This is a genomic window from Pseudoalteromonas sp. SG44-5, from assembly GCF_014164175.1.
Lineage (GTDB): Bacteria > Pseudomonadota > Gammaproteobacteria > Enterobacterales > Alteromonadaceae > Pseudoalteromonas > Pseudoalteromonas nigrifaciens.
Genome location: NZ_JACJES010000017.1, coordinates 39,144 through 56,177, shown reverse-complemented (window position 1 = coordinate 56,177; position 17,034 = coordinate 39,144). Strand labels below are relative to the sequence as shown.

General features: G+C 39.3%; 22 protein-coding genes. 17 read left to right on the top strand and 5 right to left on the bottom strand.

Annotated elements, in window-relative coordinates; genetic code table 11:
* Window positions 1-85 precede the first annotated feature (85 nt).
* The 4 genes from H5079_RS14390 (at window position 86) to glpG (ending at window position 3,583) form a co-directional block, all read left to right on the top strand.
* A complete protein-coding gene (locus H5079_RS14390; protein ID WP_011328973.1) occupies window positions 86-1,279 on the top strand; it encodes a glycine C-acetyltransferase in 1,194 nt (397 codons plus the stop codon).
* Between the two features lie 50 nt (window positions 1,280-1,329).
* Window positions 1,330-2,355 (top strand): L-threonine 3-dehydrogenase, encoded by a 1,026-nt coding sequence (gene tdh / locus H5079_RS14385; protein WP_011328972.1) that lies wholly within the window; start codon window positions 1,330-1,332, stop codon window positions 2,353-2,355.
* A gap of 89 nt (window positions 2,356-2,444) precedes the next feature.
* On the top strand, window positions 2,445-2,762 hold the full coding sequence (gene glpE / locus H5079_RS14380; protein ID WP_011328971.1) for a thiosulfate sulfurtransferase GlpE: 318 nt from the start codon (window positions 2,445-2,447) through the stop codon (window positions 2,760-2,762).
* Entirely contained in the window at window positions 2,759-3,583 is an 825-nt protein-coding gene (gene glpG, locus H5079_RS14375) for a rhomboid family intramembrane serine protease GlpG (protein ID WP_089368665.1), read from the top strand. The genes glpE and glpG overlap by 4 nt, the downstream gene beginning before the upstream one ends.
* Here the strand turns inward: glpG and H5079_RS14370 are convergent.
* The gene (locus H5079_RS14370) at window positions 3,580-3,978 is read right to left on the bottom strand and encodes a flagellar basal body-associated protein FliL (RefSeq protein ID WP_011328969.1); all 399 of its coding nucleotides are present in this window, start codon (window positions 3,976-3,978) and stop codon (window positions 3,580-3,582) included. The genes glpG and H5079_RS14370 overlap by 4 nt on opposite strands.
* Window positions 3,979-4,133: 155 nt before the next feature.
* Here H5079_RS14370 and H5079_RS14365 point away from each other — a divergent pair, with 155 nt between their 5' ends.
* Together H5079_RS14365 and ubiA are read left to right on the top strand one after the other, a co-directional pair.
* Window positions 4,134-4,679, top strand: a complete 546-nt coding sequence (locus H5079_RS14365; RefSeq protein ID WP_011328968.1) for a chorismate lyase — start codon at window positions 4,134-4,136, stop codon at window positions 4,677-4,679.
* Complete coding sequence (ubiA, locus tag H5079_RS14360; RefSeq protein WP_086994012.1) at window positions 4,676-5,554, top strand: 4-hydroxybenzoate octaprenyltransferase; 879 nt, start codon at window positions 4,676-4,678, stop codon at window positions 5,552-5,554. The genes H5079_RS14365 and ubiA overlap by 4 nt, the downstream gene beginning before the upstream one ends.
* Window positions 5,555-5,572: 18 nt before the next feature.
* Here ubiA and H5079_RS14355 read toward each other — a convergent pair whose 3' ends face one another.
* The 3 genes from H5079_RS14355 to H5079_RS14345 all read right to left on the bottom strand — a co-directional run bounded on the left by H5079_RS14355 (window position 5,573) and on the right by H5079_RS14345 (window position 7,897).
* Window positions 5,573-6,193 (bottom strand): 2OG-Fe(II) oxygenase, encoded by a 621-nt coding sequence (locus H5079_RS14355; RefSeq protein ID WP_041454529.1) that lies wholly within the window; start codon window positions 6,191-6,193, stop codon window positions 5,573-5,575.
* 92 nt (window positions 6,194-6,285) lie between these two features.
* Window positions 6,286-7,170 (bottom strand): LysR family transcriptional regulator, encoded by an 885-nt coding sequence (locus tag H5079_RS14350; RefSeq protein ID WP_041454528.1) that lies wholly within the window; start codon window positions 7,168-7,170, stop codon window positions 6,286-6,288.
* Window positions 7,171-7,474: 304 nt separating this feature from the next.
* Window positions 7,475-7,897, bottom strand: a complete 423-nt coding sequence (locus H5079_RS14345; protein ID WP_011328964.1) for a DUF2721 domain-containing protein — start codon at window positions 7,895-7,897, stop codon at window positions 7,475-7,477.
* An 80-nt stretch (window positions 7,898-7,977) separates the two neighbouring features.
* On the opposite strand from H5079_RS14345, the gene H5079_RS14340 reads away from it, so the two are divergent.
* Genes H5079_RS14340 through tsaD form a run of 3 tightly spaced genes read left to right on the top strand, consistent with a single transcriptional unit; the run spans window position 7,978 to window position 9,981 of the window.
* On the top strand, window positions 7,978-8,340 hold the full coding sequence (locus tag H5079_RS14340) for a DUF2007 domain-containing protein (protein ID WP_011328963.1): 363 nt from the start codon (window positions 7,978-7,980) through the stop codon (window positions 8,338-8,340).
* Window positions 8,324-8,914 carry a YjaG family protein gene (locus tag H5079_RS14335; protein ID WP_011328962.1) on the top strand — a complete coding sequence of 197 codons (591 nt, stop codon included), beginning with the start codon at window positions 8,324-8,326 and terminating at the stop codon, window positions 8,912-8,914. The genes H5079_RS14340 and H5079_RS14335 overlap by 17 nt, the downstream gene beginning before the upstream one ends.
* A gap of 53 nt (window positions 8,915-8,967) precedes the next feature.
* The gene (gene tsaD, locus H5079_RS14330) at window positions 8,968-9,981 is read left to right on the top strand and encodes a tRNA (adenosine(37)-N6)-threonylcarbamoyltransferase complex transferase subunit TsaD (RefSeq protein ID WP_011328961.1); all 1,014 of its coding nucleotides are present in this window, start codon (window positions 8,968-8,970) and stop codon (window positions 9,979-9,981) included.
* Window positions 9,982-9,987: 6 nt separating this feature from the next.
* On the opposite strand, the gene plsY is transcribed toward tsaD, so the two are convergent.
* Entirely contained in the window at window positions 9,988-10,599 is a 612-nt protein-coding gene (gene plsY / locus H5079_RS14325; protein WP_182684350.1) for a glycerol-3-phosphate 1-O-acyltransferase PlsY, read from the bottom strand.
* Window positions 10,600-10,807: 208 nt separating this feature from the next.
* Between plsY and folB the strand changes: the two genes are divergently transcribed.
* The 8 genes from folB to H5079_RS14285 all read left to right on the top strand — a co-directional run bounded on the left by folB (window position 10,808) and on the right by H5079_RS14285 (window position 17,030).
* Entirely contained in the window at window positions 10,808-11,167 is a 360-nt protein-coding gene (folB, locus tag H5079_RS14320; RefSeq protein ID WP_011328959.1) for a dihydroneopterin aldolase, read from the top strand.
* On the top strand, window positions 11,168-11,656 hold the full coding sequence (folK, locus tag H5079_RS14315) for a 2-amino-4-hydroxy-6-hydroxymethyldihydropteridine diphosphokinase (RefSeq protein ID WP_041454526.1): 489 nt from the start codon (window positions 11,168-11,170) through the stop codon (window positions 11,654-11,656). It abuts the gene before it with no gap.
* The gene (locus H5079_RS14310) at window positions 11,653-12,453 is read left to right on the top strand and encodes an undecaprenyl-diphosphate phosphatase (protein WP_011328957.1); all 801 of its coding nucleotides are present in this window, start codon (window positions 11,653-11,655) and stop codon (window positions 12,451-12,453) included. The genes folK and H5079_RS14310 overlap by 4 nt, the downstream gene beginning before the upstream one ends.
* 228 nt (window positions 12,454-12,681) lie before the next feature.
* Window positions 12,682-14,037 (top strand): UDP-N-acetylmuramate:L-alanyl-gamma-D-glutamyl-meso-diaminopimelate ligase, encoded by a 1,356-nt coding sequence (gene mpl / locus H5079_RS14305; protein WP_182684349.1) that lies wholly within the window; start codon window positions 12,682-12,684, stop codon window positions 14,035-14,037.
* A 1-nt stretch (window position 14,038) separates the two neighbouring features.
* Window positions 14,039-14,662 carry a flavin prenyltransferase UbiX gene (locus H5079_RS14300; protein ID WP_041454762.1) on the top strand — a complete coding sequence of 208 codons (624 nt, stop codon included), beginning with the start codon at window positions 14,039-14,041 and terminating at the stop codon, window positions 14,660-14,662.
* On the top strand, window positions 14,659-15,588 hold the full coding sequence (locus H5079_RS14295; RefSeq protein ID WP_011328954.1) for an ABC transporter ATP-binding protein: 930 nt from the start codon (window positions 14,659-14,661) through the stop codon (window positions 15,586-15,588). Before H5079_RS14300 ends, H5079_RS14295 begins: the two co-directional genes overlap by 4 nt.
* On the top strand, window positions 15,589-16,356 hold the full coding sequence (locus tag H5079_RS14290; protein WP_011328953.1) for an ABC transporter permease: 768 nt from the start codon (window positions 15,589-15,591) through the stop codon (window positions 16,354-16,356). It begins immediately after the preceding gene.
* Window positions 16,356-17,030, top strand: coding sequence for a tRNA (guanosine(46)-N(7))-methyltransferase TrmB (locus H5079_RS14285; RefSeq protein ID WP_086993984.1), 675 nt, complete (start codon window positions 16,356-16,358; stop codon window positions 17,028-17,030). Before H5079_RS14290 ends, H5079_RS14285 begins: the two co-directional genes overlap by 1 nt.
* Window positions 17,031-17,034: the final 4 nt, after the last annotated feature.

Sequence of the window (17,034 nt, the reverse complement as noted above, 5' to 3'; positions counted from 1 at the left end):
ATTCGTTAAACTTTTACAATACCCCACATAATAAACAGTAGCTTTGTTTTGCTGTTTAACCTGTTAAATAAAATGGAGACTAAAGATGAGAGCATCTGCTTTTTTTAGCCAGCTACAACAGCAAATTGAAGACGTAAAAACTGAAGGTTTGTATAAAAGCGAGCGTATTATTTTATCGCAGCAGCAAGCTCAAATTGAAGTTGCATCAGGCAAAGTAATTAACTTTTGTGCTAATAATTACCTAGGCTTAGCAAATAGCCCTGAGCTAATAAAAGCAGCGCAAGATGGCTTAGACGCACATGGTTTTGGTGTGGCCTCAGTACGCTTTATTTGTGGTACGCAAGATATTCACAAAACGTTAGAGAAAAAAATCAGTGAGTTTTTAGAAACTGAAGATACTATTTTATACTCATCGTGCTTTGATGCTAATACAGGTCTGTTTGAGACTATTTTAGGCGCAGAAGACGCGATTATTTCGGATTCACTTAATCATGCTTCAATTATCGATGGCGTACGTTTATGTAAAGCTAAGCGTTTTCGTTATGCTAATAACGATATGGCTGACCTTGAAAAGCAGCTTATTGCCGCGACCGAAGCAGGTGCTAAAACTAAGCTAATTGCTACAGATGGCGTGTTCTCTATGGATGGCGTTATTTGTGATTTAGCCACTGTGTGTGATTTAGCTGATAAATACGATGCATTAGTAATGGTTGACGACTCGCATGCTGTGGGCTTTGTTGGCGAAAATGGTAAAGGCACACCAGAGTATTGTAACGTGCTTGATCGCGTAGATATTATTACCGGTACCTTAGGTAAAGCATTGGGCGGTGCATCAGGTGGTTATACATCAGGTAAAAAAGAAATTGTTGAGTGGTTGCGTCAACGTTCGCGTCCTTACTTATTTTCAAATTCATTAGCTCCGGCAATTGTGACTGCATCGATTAAAGTGCTTGAAATGCTAGAAAGTGGTGGCGAGCTTCGCGCTAAGCTTTGGTCAAACGCTAAATACTTCCGCGAGCAAATGGAAGCAGCTGGCTTTACCTGTGGTGGTAAAGATCATGCCATTATTCCAGTTATGCTAGGCGATGCTAAAGTTGCATCATTAATGGCTGATAAGTTATTAGTTGAAGGTATTTATGTAACCGGTTTTTCATTCCCTGTTGTACCTAAAGGTCAGGCACGTATTCGTACCCAAATCTCAGCTGCACATAGCATTGAACAACTTGATACCGCCATTGCTGCCTTTACCCGTATTGGTAAAGAAATGGGCGTTATTTAATTTTATTGTAAACCGCGCTATAGCCGCGGTTTTTTAGTTGAGTGTGAATTATGAAAGCATTATCTAAATTAAAAGCAGAACCGGGTATTTGGATGACAGATGCGCCAAAACCAGAAGTTGGCCATAACGACCTGCTAATTAAAATTCGTAAAACTGCAATTTGTGGCACCGACGTTCATATTTATAAGTGGGACGAGTGGGCGCAAAAAACTATTCCTACACCTATGGTTGTTGGCCATGAGTATGTTGGCGAAGTGGTCGATATGGGCCAAGAAGTACGTGGTTTTAAGGTTGGCGACCGAGTATCTGGCGAAGGCCATATTACGTGTGGCCATTGTCGTAACTGTCGTGCAGGGCGCGTACATTTATGTCGTAACACCACAGGTGTAGGCGTAAATCGCGAAGGTGCATTTGCTGAATACTTAGTTATACCAGCGTTTAATGCGTTTAAAATTCCTGATAATATTTCAGACGAATTAGCATCAATTTTTGACCCTTTTGGTAATGCCGTACATACCGCGCTGTCGTTTGATTTAGTCGGCGAAGATGTATTAATTACTGGTGCAGGCCCCATTGGTATTATGGCAGCAGCAGTGGCAAAGCACGTAGGCGCACGTCACGTAGTTATTAGCGATGTAAACGAATACCGCTTAGAGCTAGCACGCAAAATGGGTGCAACACGCGCTGTTAACGTAGCCAACGAAAAGCTTGAAGATGTAATAAAAGAGCTAGGTATGACTGAAGGCTTCGATATTGGTCTTGAAATGTCGGGTGTACCAAGTGCTTTTAATTCTATGCTAAATAATATGAACCATGGCGGTAAAGTTGCCATGCTAGGTATTCCACCATCAGATATGGCGGTAGACTGGAACCAAGTGATTTTTAAAGGCTTAGTGATCAAAGGTATTTATGGCCGTGAAATGTTCGAAACCTGGTATAAAATGGCAAGTCTTATTCAATCAGGTTTAGACTTAAACCCAATTATCACTCATCAATATTCAATAGACGACTTTCAAGCTGGTTTTGATATGATGATTTCAGGACAATCAGGCAAAGTGATACTAAACTGGGATTAATTTAGTTTAATACGGTTTTATAAATGGTATTAAAAGGGCGGCTTGAGTCGCCTTTTTTATTGATTTAATTATTTTTAAAAGAGATTTCAATGGCATTTAAACATATATCAATAGCACAAACTCTTGAATTATTAGATAAAGAAGACGTAGTAATTGCAGACATCCGCGATCCAAATTCATATCAAGCGGGGCATATTCCAGGTTCTGAAGCGCTTTCGAACGCTAACATTGCACACTTTATGATGGAAAAAGAGTTTGATCAGCCAATAATTATTGTTTGTTATCACGGTATGAGCTCGCAAGGCGCAGCAAGCTACTTAGTGGAGCAAGGTTTTGAAGATGTGTACAGTATGGATGGTGGTTTTACAGCATGGGAAGCGGCCTACAGCGAGAAAGTTGAACGATGATAGAGCTTGGCAGTTTAAATAATCCGCGTGCTGCACAAGGCTTTATAGACTATTTAAAAAGCCAAGACTTGCAAGGCGAGTTACGCTCAACAGATGGTAGCACAGTAATTATTAGCGTTTTACCTGAGCACTTTCATCAAGTGCAACCGCTTTGGGCTGAGTTTACGCAAAATCCTAATCATGCCCGCTACCAGCAAGCATCTTGGGAAGTTGGAAGCACGCAATCACCGCTTAAGTATCAAGGGCAATCGCTGAATTTAGTGGCGCGATTTAAAGCGCTTAGCTGGCTTAATCAAACGGTTAGCATTTTAAGTATTGTTATTTATATTGCATTTTTATTGGGTGGATTTGAAACAATATATACCACGTTGCAGTTTAATCCTGCCGAGCCATTAACGTGGATTACCCCTGCTATAGTGCACTTTAGCGCCATGCATATTGTATTTAACTTAGTTTGGTGGGTGTCGCTTGGCGATAATATCGAAAAACAATGTGGCAAGCTCAGCTTAATCGGGCTGTTTGTGGTAAGCGCCTTAATCAGCAATTGGGCACAATATTTAATGGTTGGCCCTAACTTTGGTGGCCTAAGTGGCGTGGTATACGCGCTGCTTGGCTTTTGCTGGATCCACAGCGCCTTAAACCCTAAACAACCTGCATTAGTAAGTACTGCAATTATTGGTTTTATGCTAATTTGGTTGGTGCTCGGTTTTGCGGATGTGTTGTTTATAGGGATGGCTAATTGGGCGCATTTAGGCGGGTTAATTAGCGGTATGGCTTATGCCGTTACCACGTCTATATTAAAAACTAAAAGCCACAATTAATGATATAAATACTTGGTGAACAAGACTTCACGGATGATCTCTTGTCCCGTTTCTTCTTTTAATAAGCTTTTAAGTTTTGCTGCACTTTTTACTCTTATTTCTTCACGCCCACTGAGCGATTTTATTTTATCTTCAGGTTCTTTAGATAAAATTTCAACTAAGGCGTCGCGCAGCAATGGCGTATGGTGCTCTACGGTTGCAATATCTGATGCGTTATTTAGCATTAAATCGATAGTAATGCGCACATAGCCCATTTTTTTACTCGATGCGCCAATATAGTTGGTAATAATGTCTGGCTCAAAACCAAAGTAACCCACAGTCGAATCTGCTCGTGCGGTTAAGCTTACTAAACTTGCGATAAGTACAAAAAGGCCGGCGAATACTGTTTTTTTCATGTTAAATGCTGTTTTTTATAAACGTGTTGTAAATAGTCTATACCTTATAGTGCCTAATATACAGCGCAGAGCAACTATTAGTGGCAGTAAATCGTACTTTTTCAAATGCTTTGGCAATGTTATTATTCAACTGATTTTTATTAAGTAGAGCAATTGTGATTACTTTCCCTGTTTCATTATCTGCCGATTGGCAATGTGCCTCACTGTTTAGTGATTTATCGAGTGCAGAGCAAGAGTGGTTATTTGAACCGCATTCATTAACAGCCAAATTAAAAAGTCGCTCACAGTGTTTTAGTGTAAAAGTACTTAGTGAGCAAGAGTTTGAGCTTAGTGCAGAGCAACAACAATTATTAGGCTGTACGCAAACTACTGCGCTTAACCGTGAGGTACTTTTACTTTGCGACAATAAACCGGTTGTATATGCGCAAAGCTGGTTGCCAGCAAGTGTAAACGCCGCAAATAATAAATTACATAATATGGGGGAGCGACCATTAGGCGATGTGATTTTTCAAGATCCACAATTAACCCGCACAGATATAGAAATTGCGCGCTTTAATACCCAGCATTCATTACAACAGCTTGTTGCACAATTAAAGTTACCATCGCAAAGTTTACTTGGCCGTCGCAGTCTATTTTCGCTTAAAGACTATAAATTTTTAGTGTGTGAAGTGTTTTTACCAGGAGCGTATTTGTACTCATGAAATTAGCGCGTTTAACCCCAAGCCATATTCCTTATTATATTGCGCTCATGCGTATAGATAAACCAATAGGTACTTTACTATTACTTTGGCCAACATATTGGGCGCTGTGGTTAGCAAATGCAGGAATGCCAAGTTTAACTAACTTTATAGTATTTACGCTGGGTGTTGTGATAATGCGCAGCGCCGGATGCGTTATTAATGATTTTGCCGACAGAAAAATAGATGGTTCGGTTAAACGTACAATGCAGCGGCCATTAGTTTCAGGACAGGTTAGTAGTGGTGAAGCGATTAGTTTGTTTATATTATTAATAACAGTCGCATTTTTACTGGTGTTAATGCTTAGTGTAAATACAATATTACTCTCTTTTGGTGCACTTGCTTTAGCGTTTTGTTACCCGTTTATGAAGCGTTATACACAATTACCGCAAGTGGTGTTAGGCGCAGCATTTGGTTGGGCTATTCCTATGGCTTTTATGGCGTCAATTAATGCACTTCCTATACAGGCTTGGCTGTTATTTATTGCTAATATTTGCTGGACGGTAGCCTACGACACTATGTATGCCATGGTCGACAGAGATGATGACTTAAAAATAGGGGTTAAATCTACCGCTATTTTATTTGGTAAATACGATCGTCACATTATAGGGTTACTTAATTTAGCCTTTATAGCGTTAATGCTCGCTATAGGAGCACTTAATAATATTGGGCTGAGTTATTGGCTTGGTCTTAGTGTTGCTATTGTATTGTTAGTTTACCAACAAGTGCTTATTCAACAACGCGCACGCACCGATTGTTTTAAAGCGTTTTTAAACAATCATTATGTAGGATTAGCCTTTTTTATCGGCTTATTGTTTTCCTACCCTGTCGCATTTTAATAACAGGGTAGAGTATTGTTAGCGGGGTGGATCAATAATGCCACTGATTGACGTGTTTTTTCTGAACCAACCAGCAATCGAGTAGCGTTCATCAACCGCAGGTAGCACTTCATGAACAAAGCGTTCGCTTTCAAATAATACTAAGGTGCCAGCTGTTGGCCTAATAGTAATTTCAATGTCTTTACTTTTAGGTTTATAAATAACTAACTCGCCGCCTTGCTGTGGCGTGTTTAAGTATAAAACGGTGGTAAAAACACGGTTAGAACGACCTTTAAAAGCATCAACATGCTTTTTATAAAAATCACCTAAAGTATATTTTGCGTAGTGGCATTCATAATCAAATAACCCCATAAAAAAACACCGGTTAAGTGTTGTTCTAATGCCTTCCATCGCAGTTTGATAATTTTTTTGGGCTTGCGAACTGCCATCAAACCAGTATGTTTTGTCTTTGCGAATAGTGCTATCAATTTGCTGATTATTTAAGCGGCCAATTCCAGCTAAGCTAAAGTGCGGGTTTATCCGGTAACAATCGGCCATTAAATCAGACATTAAGCCTTCATCAATGGCGTTTTCAACAATAGCGTAACCATAAGCTTCAATATGATCTAAATATATTTCTGAGGTAATAAAGTTGCCCATTGATACTAATTATTAAAATAAAGAGCTGCTAGTCTAGTGCAAAGCAACTTAATAGCCATCATTTATATGTTTAAAGGCACTTATTTTATTTATTAATTTACCGTCATAGCCATTTTTTTTATCAGTGATAACAGGTGCTCTATATGCTCACCCACTTCAATTTTTTGACTCGTTTGTACTATAAGTTGCTCACGGCTTAGGTCTTTATTGGTTTTTAACTGAATAAGATTACTATTTTCAGCAATAGCATTGGTGTGCTCAATGCCTGCTATTGCAAAATGATCTGACTTTTCAAGACCTGCCATTACTTGCTCTATGCTGCCAACTTTAATGCTAGATGATTTGTTTAATCCATCAATGGCTTCATTAAGCATAAGTTGTACGGGTTTAGATTGTGAAAAACAACCAAACATAGGGTAGTGATCTAGCTCTTGTTTGCTAATGTCGGCTTTATGCGCAAGAGGGTGGTTTTTAGAAACAAATAAAATTAGCTGATCAGGTAAGTGAATATCACTACCAATGCTATTAATGGCTTGCGAATAAACACTAATATCTATTTCGCCCTGTTGCAGTTTACGCGAAAGTTCTTGTTTATCTTGGAGTTGCATTTCAATTTTAATATGCGGATATTGATTTAAAAATTGCCCACACGAAATAGGTACAACACTACTTGCTTTGTTGGTGTAGCCAATAATTAGCTTTTTTTCAATAGTGCCATTAATAGATTGAAAAATACGCTGCTTAGTTAATGCCAACTCACTAAGCGTATTTTTAGCATAATCAAGAAAAAGTTCACCAGCATCGGTAAGGTGTACCGAGCGAGTAGAGCGTTTAACTAACTCGTAGCCTATTTCTTCTTCAAGAGTTTGAATGCTACGTGTAAGCGCCGACGTGCTTATTTTAGTTTGTTCTGCGGCTTGTCTGAAGTGGCGTAACATGCCAAGTGCTATGAATTGTTCCAGTTGTTCAAATCTCACTTTATAGTCCCTTTTTATAAGTAAGTCGCATATACGCGAACATAGTAATATTACTTATTAATCTATTAAAATTAATAAGTAATATTTAAATGCGATTGTAAATTTATAATAAATTTCAATCAGCATATCCCTCTTTTAGTATTAATTAAAGAGTGAAATTGTTAAATAGTATTATCCTTTAGGTTAATAACTAATAGTTTGTTATGTGTTTTAAGCTTTTATTATGCAAGTAACATATAAAGTAGCTTTGCCTTAAGGGTTAATAAACCACTGTGCAAAAATTATTATTTGAAACTATAAGCTTTTATTCAACAAAGTTACGACTAACCCGGTTGCTCAATGGTTTATTTTCAATGCTTTGCAGTTCTATTTCAATTGCATCGCAAGAAATATGAATTTCAAATAACGAGGTTAATAACGATAAACTTAAGCAAGTAAGACTAACGCCAAATAAAATAATTCCAGTAGTATTGAGCTCTATAAATAACGCAAACATGGAAAGTGTGCATAGTAAAAAAGATACAACTCCATATACCTGCATGGTTCTTATAAGTTTTATACGCTTTCTTAAATTGGTTATTTGCGCAACAACAACCGGGCGAATTGATTCACCTTCACGGGCGTTTAATCCTCTAATTAATTGCGCTATTACTAAAAATCGGTTTGTATAGGCAAGTAGTAACAATGAAATAGCCGGAAAAAGTAATCCTGGAGTTGTAAGTGTCATATTTATTCCTGCAAGCTGGCTAGTTTATGAATTAACACATTAATGAAAGGCATTGTAAACACAAATAAATGAGGTGAAAATTGCAAAATACTAATAGTGATAACTTAACCGCTGACCCTTTCACATGGATAACAATATATCGCGCTGAAAATAGTTTAGAAGCGAATATAATTAAAGGCTTAATCTTAAATGATGGCATAGAGTGTCAAATTAAAGGTGAAATGCTGCAAGGAGCTTTAGGAGAAATACCGTTTGATCAGGCTCAAGCCAGTGTGCAGGTTTATGCGATAAAAGAGCGCCATGCGCGACAAATATTGGTAAACTACCAGCAAGTAAAACAATCAGCTCCAGATTGGGTGTGTCCTAATTGTAATGAGCATAATGGATCAACATTTGAATTTTGTTGGTCATGCGAGACGTTAAAAAATGACAAAAGCAAATAACTTTCAGCGTATTAGAGAGCTAAACTACTTACAAAAAGCAGTGTTAGCCAGTGCCTTAATTGAACGTATGCTACCTAACTATGGCCTATTTAGTGAAGCAACAGGGTTTGGTGACGAAACCGTTTTACGCAGTGCTTTAAATGTTTGCTGGGAGAAAATACTGCTACCAAAAAGTAAGATTGATCTTGAAAAGCAAATCGAGAAAATAGAACCCAATGTGCCTGAGCTAGCTGACTTTGATATGTTTGGTACGTATCCGGCAATTGATGCCGCGACCGCATTATTAAGTCTTATGCATGGTTTAATGGCGCAAGATGAGCAAGAGCTCATAAATATAAGTAAAATATCGCAAGCAACGGTTGCCCGCTTTATTGAGTATCAAATGACTGTTGAAGGTGAAGTTGCCGATAACAAAGCAATACGCGAACACCCACTAATGCAATACGAAATGGATGTATTAGGTGAGCTAATTGATTTTGTAGAAGCCATGGGCCGTGTGACCTCTGATAATGTTAAAGAACTTAAAAAACATGTGCTTGCTGATGGGCAAACCAATATTGGTTTAACATTATAAAACGTAAATAATTTAGTTTAAAAAGCACCTAAATAGGTGGCAGGAGAAAAACAGTGCGAATTTTGGGCATTGAATCGTCATGCGATGAAACCGGTATTGCTATATACGATGACGAAAAAGGTTTATTGGCGCATCAATTATATAGCCAAGTAAAAGTACACGCAGACTATGGCGGTGTAGTGCCAGAGCTGGCATCACGGGATCATGTACGTAAAACGCTGCCCCTTATCGACGCTGCATTTGCACAAGCGGGTTGCGGACCTGAAGATTTAGATGGCGTTGCGTATACAGCAGGCCCTGGTTTAGTTGGCGCACTTTTAGTCGGTACCTCAATTGGTCGCTCTCTTGCTTATGGTTGGGATATTCCTGCTGTAGCAGTGCATCATATGGAAGGGCATTTATTGGCGCCCATGCTTGAGGAAAATGTTCCTGAGTTTCCGTTTATTGCTTTGCTAGTATCGGGCGGACACACCATGATGGTTAAGGTAGCCGGTATTGGCCAGTATGAAGTGCTGGGTGAGTCGGTTGATGATGCAGCAGGCGAAGCATTTGATAAAACAGCAAAATTACTAGGACTTGATTACCCCGGTGGCCCACGTTTAGCTAAAATGGCAGAGCAGGGGGTGGCTAAGCGATTTATATTTCCACGTCCGATGACAGACAAGCCTGGTCTAGATTTTAGTTTTAGCGGTTTAAAAACAGCAGCGTCTATCACTATTCGTGAAAACAATGATGACGAGCAAACTAAAGCCGATATAGCACATGCATTTCAAACCGCGGTTATCGATACCTTGGTAATAAAATGCAAACGTGCACTTAAGCAAACCGGTATTAAACGACTAGTAATTGCTGGCGGCGTAAGTGCTAATACGCAGTTACGTTTGCAGTTGGAGCGTGTAATGCAAGGCATGAAAGGGCAAGTGTATTATCCGCGTACCGAATTTTGTACCGACAATGGCGCTATGATTGCGTACGCAGGGATGCAAAGGTTAAAAGCAGGGCAATTTGCTACCCTTGATATGAAAACTAAACCGCGCTGGCCAATTGACAGCCTAGAAGCTATTTAATAGCAGTTAAATATCGCTTTTTTCATCAGTGGGTGCTTTTTTAGCGCCCACTTTTGGCTCGTTACCACTAAATAATCGTGCGATATTAGAGCGATGCCTAAAAATAATTAGTACCGTAATAAAGGTAACGGGTAGCGTATAAAGTGGCTTTATTAACCAAGTGTATAAAGGTGCAAGCGAAACCGCAATTAAGGCAGCAAGAGAAGAGTAGCGTGTTATTGCTACCATAATAAACCAAGTACAAATTAATAAACCCGCCAAAGATAACCCTATAGGTAATAAAGAACCAAAAGCAGTTGCTACCGCTTTGCCCCCTTTAAAACCAAAAAATAATGGGAACATGTGCCCCAAACAGGCGGCCACAGCGACTAAACCAAGCGCAAGCGGCTCAAGATCTAAAAAGTAGGCCCCCCAAACGGGAATAGTGCCTTTTAAAACATCAAATATCAGTACTAAACAAGCGGGTAGTGCGCCCCCCAGCCGGTAAACATTAGTTGCCCCTGGATTATTAGAGCCATTACTACGCGGATCGGGGAGTTTAAATAACCGCGAGACGAGTATGGCCGACGAAATCGACCCAAGTAAATAGGCTAAAATAAACATTAAAGTGGCTAACACGTGCTTCCTTATTTTTTAATTGTACTTTTTCGGCTATTATTGACGTCAAAATTTATAAACTGCTTTAATTACTAACTAGTATAGCTACCTTGTTATTGTAGAAGTAATTTATATGTATTTAAACACTGATTAAAGTATATACAGTATTAATTTAATTGATACATTATGCAGTTAACTCAGTGGCTTGTTACTGTCATTAGGAGCATTAATGGACAAGGTATTTATATCGCAATTACACGTCGACACTATTATTGGAGTGTACGACTTTGAAAAAGAAAGTAAACAAAGCCTTTACTTTGACGTTGAAATGTTAAGTGATATTAAACCTGCAGCTGCAAACGATGATATTAACTTAGCACTCGATTATGCAAAAGTAAGTGAGCGGATCATTGAGCACAGTACGGCAAAACCGGTAGAGCTGCTCGAAACCTTAGTTGAGCAATTAGCGCATATAATTTTGACTGAGTTTAATACCCCACAAGTTACTATTCGAGTAAGTAAACCTGCAGCCGTTGCTCAGGCGCAAACTGTGGGTGTTGAAATTACGCGTACTAAGGCAAGCATTTAAATGGCGCAAATTTATATCAGTTTAGGGTCAAATATTAATAAGGCGCATTATATGCGCTGTGCGCTTATAGCGCTCAAGCCGCACTTTAACGACTTAGTGCATTCCTCAGTATTTGAAAGCGAAGCGGTTGGATTTGCTGGTAATAACTTTTATAACTCGGTGGTTGGTGCTACAACCGATATGCCATTAGCAGATGTATGTAGCTTACTAAAGCAAATTGAGCGCAATAATGGCCGTACTGCAAACGATAAAAAGTTTAGCCCGCGGACTCTCGATTTAGATTTACTATTTTATGATGATGTAATTTGCGACTCTCCCGCACAATTACCACGTGACGAAATTACAAAAAACGCCTTTGTATTACAGCCCCTAGCTGAAGTGGCCCCGCATTTTTATCACCCTGTTGCACAGCAAACCATTGCCGATCTTTGGCGCGAGTACAACAACCCTCAACAAAAACTATGGAAGGTGGAGTTTTCTAACCCATGAGTATTATTGAAATTATTGTTTTAGCTCTTATTCAGGGGTTTACTGAATTTTTGCCTATTTCTAGCTCTGCGCACTTAATTTTACCATCGCAAATATTAGGCTGGGAAGATCAAGGGTTAGCATTTGATGTTGCAGTACACGTAGGTACTTTAATTGCAGTAGTGATTTATTTTCGTAAAGAAGTAAGCAGCATACTTAGTGCGTGGTTTAAGTCGTTTGGTGCGCAAGGTAGCACAGATGACAGTAAATTAGGCTGGTGGATAATTTTAGGCACAATTCCGGCCGCTATTTTAGGTTTGCTTTTAAAAGACATGATTGAGCTTTATTTGCGTAGCGCATGGGTGATCGCGGTTACCACCATTATATTTGGTTTATTGCTTTGGTATGCGGATGCAAAAGGTAAGCAAATTAAAACGATTTATCAGCTAAATTGGAAAACCGCGCTTATTATAGGCCTAGCACAAGCCGTTGCGATGATCCCAGGTACATCACGTTCAGGTATTACTATGACCGCGGGTTTAATGCTTGGCATGAATAAACAAAGCGCTGCACGCTTTTCGTTTTTACTGGCAATACCTATCATTTCAATGATGGGACTTTACTATACCGTTGAGCTTGCACTAGGGGATCATCTAGTTGACTGGAGCACCTTATTATTAGGTGTTGTGTTGTCATTTTTATCGGCTTATGTCTGTATTTATATGTTTTTAAAAGTAATAGAACGCATGGGAATGTTGCCATTTGTTATCTACCGATTATTGCTAGGGGTCGGGTTAATTGTATTTTTAACGCTGTAATTAATATTTTTTACTCGTTTAGTTTAAGCGTTTAAAAGCCTTCCTAGTGTGGAAGGCTTTTTTGTCAGTGATACTTTTAACGTTAGTGGCTTAATTATTAAGTTACTTAGGCGTTTTTGGCAACAGTGAAATGCGCATGCGCAATGGTAACGAAGCACGAATTTTGGCATTATAGCGCCATTAAACTTTGCTGTTGTGCAAAGTAAGCACACGATTAAAGGAAAGTAGATGCATATTCATATTTTAGGTATTTGTGGCACCTTTATGGGTGGAATAGCTGCGATTGCTAAATCGCTTGGCCATAAAGTAACTGGGTCTGATCAAAACGTTTATCCACCTATGAGCACGCAGCTTGAAGATCTCGGAATTGAGTTAACCCAAGGCTACGAGGTAACCCAATTAGAGCCAGCGCCAGACATGGTGGTTATTGGCAATGCTATGAGCCGAGGCAATCCATGTGTTGAATATGTACTTGATAAAGGTCTGCCTTATACATCTGGGCCTGAATGGCTAAAACATAACTTATTACAAAATTCATGGGTACTTGCTGTTGCTGGTACACATGGTAAAACCACCACAGCGAGTATGCTTGCATGGATTTTAGAGTATGCGGGTTTAAAACCGGGCTTTTTAATTGGCGGCATAGTACAAAATTTTGGCGTGTCGGCCAAAGTAGGCGAAACCCCCTTTTTTGTTATTGAAGCAGACGAATACGACACTGCATTTTTTGATAAGCGCAGTAAGTTTGTGCATTATTTACCGCGAACACTTATTTTAAATAATCTTGAGTTTGATCATGCCGATATTTTTGAAGATTTAAACGCGATTAAAAAACAATTTCATCATTTAATACGTACAGTACCACAAAGTGGCAAAGTTATTTGGCCAAAGGATGATCAAGCACTTAGTGATGTAATAACTCAAGGGCTATGGAGCGAAAGTGAAACCTTGGGTATTGATTGGAATTATGAACTAATAAAAGCCGATGGCAGTGAGTTTAAAGTGCTTTTAAATAATGAAAAACAAGGCACCGTTAATTGGCAGGCAATGGGTGAGCACAACGTTAAAAATGCTATTATGGCAATCGCAGCTGCGCGCCATGTGGGCATTGCCGTTGAGCATAGTATAGCGGCACTTGGCGAGTTTATTAGCCCTAAACGACGCATGGAGCTCAAAGCCGATATTAATAATATAAAAGTGTATGACGATTTTGCACATCATCCAACGGCTATTCAAACCACATTAGCAGGGCTGCGCGCTAAAGTAGGCAGTGATAAAATAATTGCTATTTTAGAGCCGCGATCAAACACCATGAAAATGGGCGTGCATCAACATACATTGCTTGCCTCGTTGAGTGATGCTGATGAGGTACTGCTTTTTGAGCCAGAAAACCTAAGCTGGTCGCTGAGCGAACAAGCGGCTACAGCCGGTATGCAGTGTTTTACCAGTACCCAGGTAATTATTGATACCGTACTTGATAATATAGCAGCTAATCAACATATTTTAATAATGAGCAATGGTAGTTTTAATGGCCTGCATCAGCAACTAGTCGATGCACTGGCTAATAAATACAGCGGAGAATAATTTGCAATTTAAAGACACAATTACCTTAGCATTTAGTGGCGCGTCGGGTGCGCCTTATGGCTTGAGATTATTAGAGGTATTAATAGAGCAGCAATTTCAGGTGTATGTGCTTATTTCAAGTGCAGCGCGAGTGGTATTTGATATTGAATCTGGTATTAAGCTCTCAGGTAATGAAACCAAAGCCAGTGAGCAATTAAGTGCGCTATATAACGCCAAGCCAGAACAGCTAAAAGTATATGGTAAAGACAACTGGTTTAGCCCGGTAGCCTCAGGATCAGCTGCCCCTAAAAAAATGATAGTGTGCCCTTGTAGCGCGGGCACGGTTTCGGCTATTGCTGTAGGTGCATCTGACAACTTACTAGAGCGCGCCGCTGATGTGGTAATTAAAGAGCGTGGCCATCTTATTTTAGTGCCACGCGAAACACCATTTAATCAAATTCATCTGGAAAACATGCTTAAGCTTTCACGCTTAGGGGTCACCATTATGCCCGCGTCGCCGGGTTTTTATCATCAGCCACAAAGTATTGCCGATTTAGTTGATTTTATGGTGGCGCGAATTTTAGATCATTTAAACATTGAACATAACCTAACAAAGCGTTGGGGTTATGGTGAGGGCAAGTCATGAGTAAGCAACAAATTGCTTTAAATATAGCAGGCCTTACTAAGGTTTATACTAATGGGGTTGAAGCTGTAAAGGGTATTGATTTACAAGTGCGTGAGGGCGATTTTTTTGCCTTACTTGGCCCTAATGGAGCGGGTAAGTCGACCACAATTGGTGTTATTTCATCACTGGTAAATAAAACTAAAGGTAAGGTAGAGGTGTTTGGTTGCGACATAGACACCGACCTAGAGGCTGCTAAAGCGCATTTAGGCTTAGTGCCGCAAGAGTTTAATTTTAGCCAATTTGAAACCCTAACCCAAATATTAGTAACTCAAGCGGGTTATTATGGTGTACCACGCGGCGAAGCACATAAACGCGCCGAAAAATATTTAACCCAATTGGGGTTACTAGATAAAAAAGATAAACAAGCGCGTACGCTTTCAGGTGGCATGAAACGCCGTTTAATGATTGCTCGCGCACTTATGCATGAGCCTAAATTACTGATTTTAGATGAGCCAACGGCTGGTGTTGATATAGAGCTGCGTCGTTCAATGTGGGATTTTTTACGCCAAATTAATGAGCAGGGCGTCACCATTATTTTAACCACTCATTACTTAGAAGAAGCAGAGTTATTGTGTAAAAACATAGCCATAATAGACAATGGCTTGATTGTTGAAAACACCACAATTAAAGCACTGTTATCTAAGCTTGATAAAGAAACCTTTATTTTAGATTTAAAAACACCGGCTAAGCCAGTTACGCTTGAGGGTTATAAATTTACTATGGACGACGAGCATACTATTGAAGTTGAAGTGGCTAAATCGCAAGGCTTAAACGCTGTATTTAGTGCGCTAACTGAGCAAGGTAATACCGTATTGAGTATGCGTAACAAAGCAAATAGATTAGAAGAGTTATTTGTTGGATTATTAGAACAAGGTCGAGGCAAGTAAATGTTTAAATATGGCGTAGCCTTAAAAAGTATTTGGATTAAAGAGTGTATTCGTTTTTTACGTATTTGGGTGCAAACCTTAGTACCTCCAGCAATTACCATGAGTTTATATTTTGTTATTTTTGGTAACTTAATAGGCTCACGTATTGGAGATATGGGCGGCTTTAGTTATATGGAGTTTATAGTACCTGGACTGATAATGATGTCGGTTATTACTAACTCTTATTCTAATGTAGCCTCAAGTTTTTACTCGACTAAATTTCAAAAAAGTATTGAAGAGCTACTTGTAGCCCCAGTGCCAAACTATATTATTGTGCTTGGCTATATGGGCGGTGGTATGACGCGCGGAATAATGGTGGGCTTTATTGTTACCTGCGTATCGTTATTGTTTGTTGATATTCAAATTCATAATATTTTTATCATTATGGCTACCGTTATTTTAACCTCTGCAGTATTTGCACTCGGTGGCTTAATAAATGCTATATATGCAAATAGCTTTGACGATATTAGTATTATTCCTACCTTTATTTTAACGCCGCTAACTTATTTAGGTGGGGTGTTTTATTCAATTACATTACTGCCAGAGTTTTGGCAAAATGTATCACAAGTAAATCCTATTATTTATATGGTTAACGCGTTTAGGTATGGGTTTTTAGGCGTGTCGGATGTTGATTTAAGCTTGGCACTTGGTGTTATTTTAGTATTTATTATCGCGTTATTTACCTTAGCGCTGACATTAATTAAAAAAGGTGTGGGGCTAAGACACTAATGACTGATGCAAATTCGCGTAGTATTGTATCTAATCAAGCGGGTATTCACGAAAAGCTGGATGACATAGTTAGCAAGCATTTAAACGCAGAGTTTAAAAAGCCAATAGCAGCGCATACACAAACAGCGTTTGATGAGGTGAATGCTAAAGTACAGGCGTTTAAAGGCCCACTTATTTTAGATTCGTGTTGTGGTGTAGGAGAAAGTACCGCTAATTTAGCTAAGCGCCATCCCGATGCGCTGGTAATTGGTATTGATAAGTCGTCGCACCGGTTAGATAAGCACGATGTAGAGTATAAACAAACCGACAGTGGGCAATATATTTTGGTGCAAGCAGATTTAAACGACTTTTGGCGTTTAGCCGTGGCTGCAAACTGGCAACCTAGTCACCATTATTTGCTTTACCCCAATCCGTGGCCTAAATCTAAACATATTCGTAGGCGTTGGCACGGCGCGGCTATTTTTCCGTTTATTGTAAAGTTAGGCGGTAAATTAGAGGTTCGCAGTAACTGGGATATTTACGTTAAAGAGTTTGCCAGAGCACTTGAACTAACCGGTAATGCTTGTCAGGTTTCTGCTTATGGGGCAGATGAAGCAATCACCCCATTTGAGCGGAAATACTGGGCCAGTGGCCAACAAAGCCACCGCTTAGTTATTAATTTAACTCAGGGTTGATTAA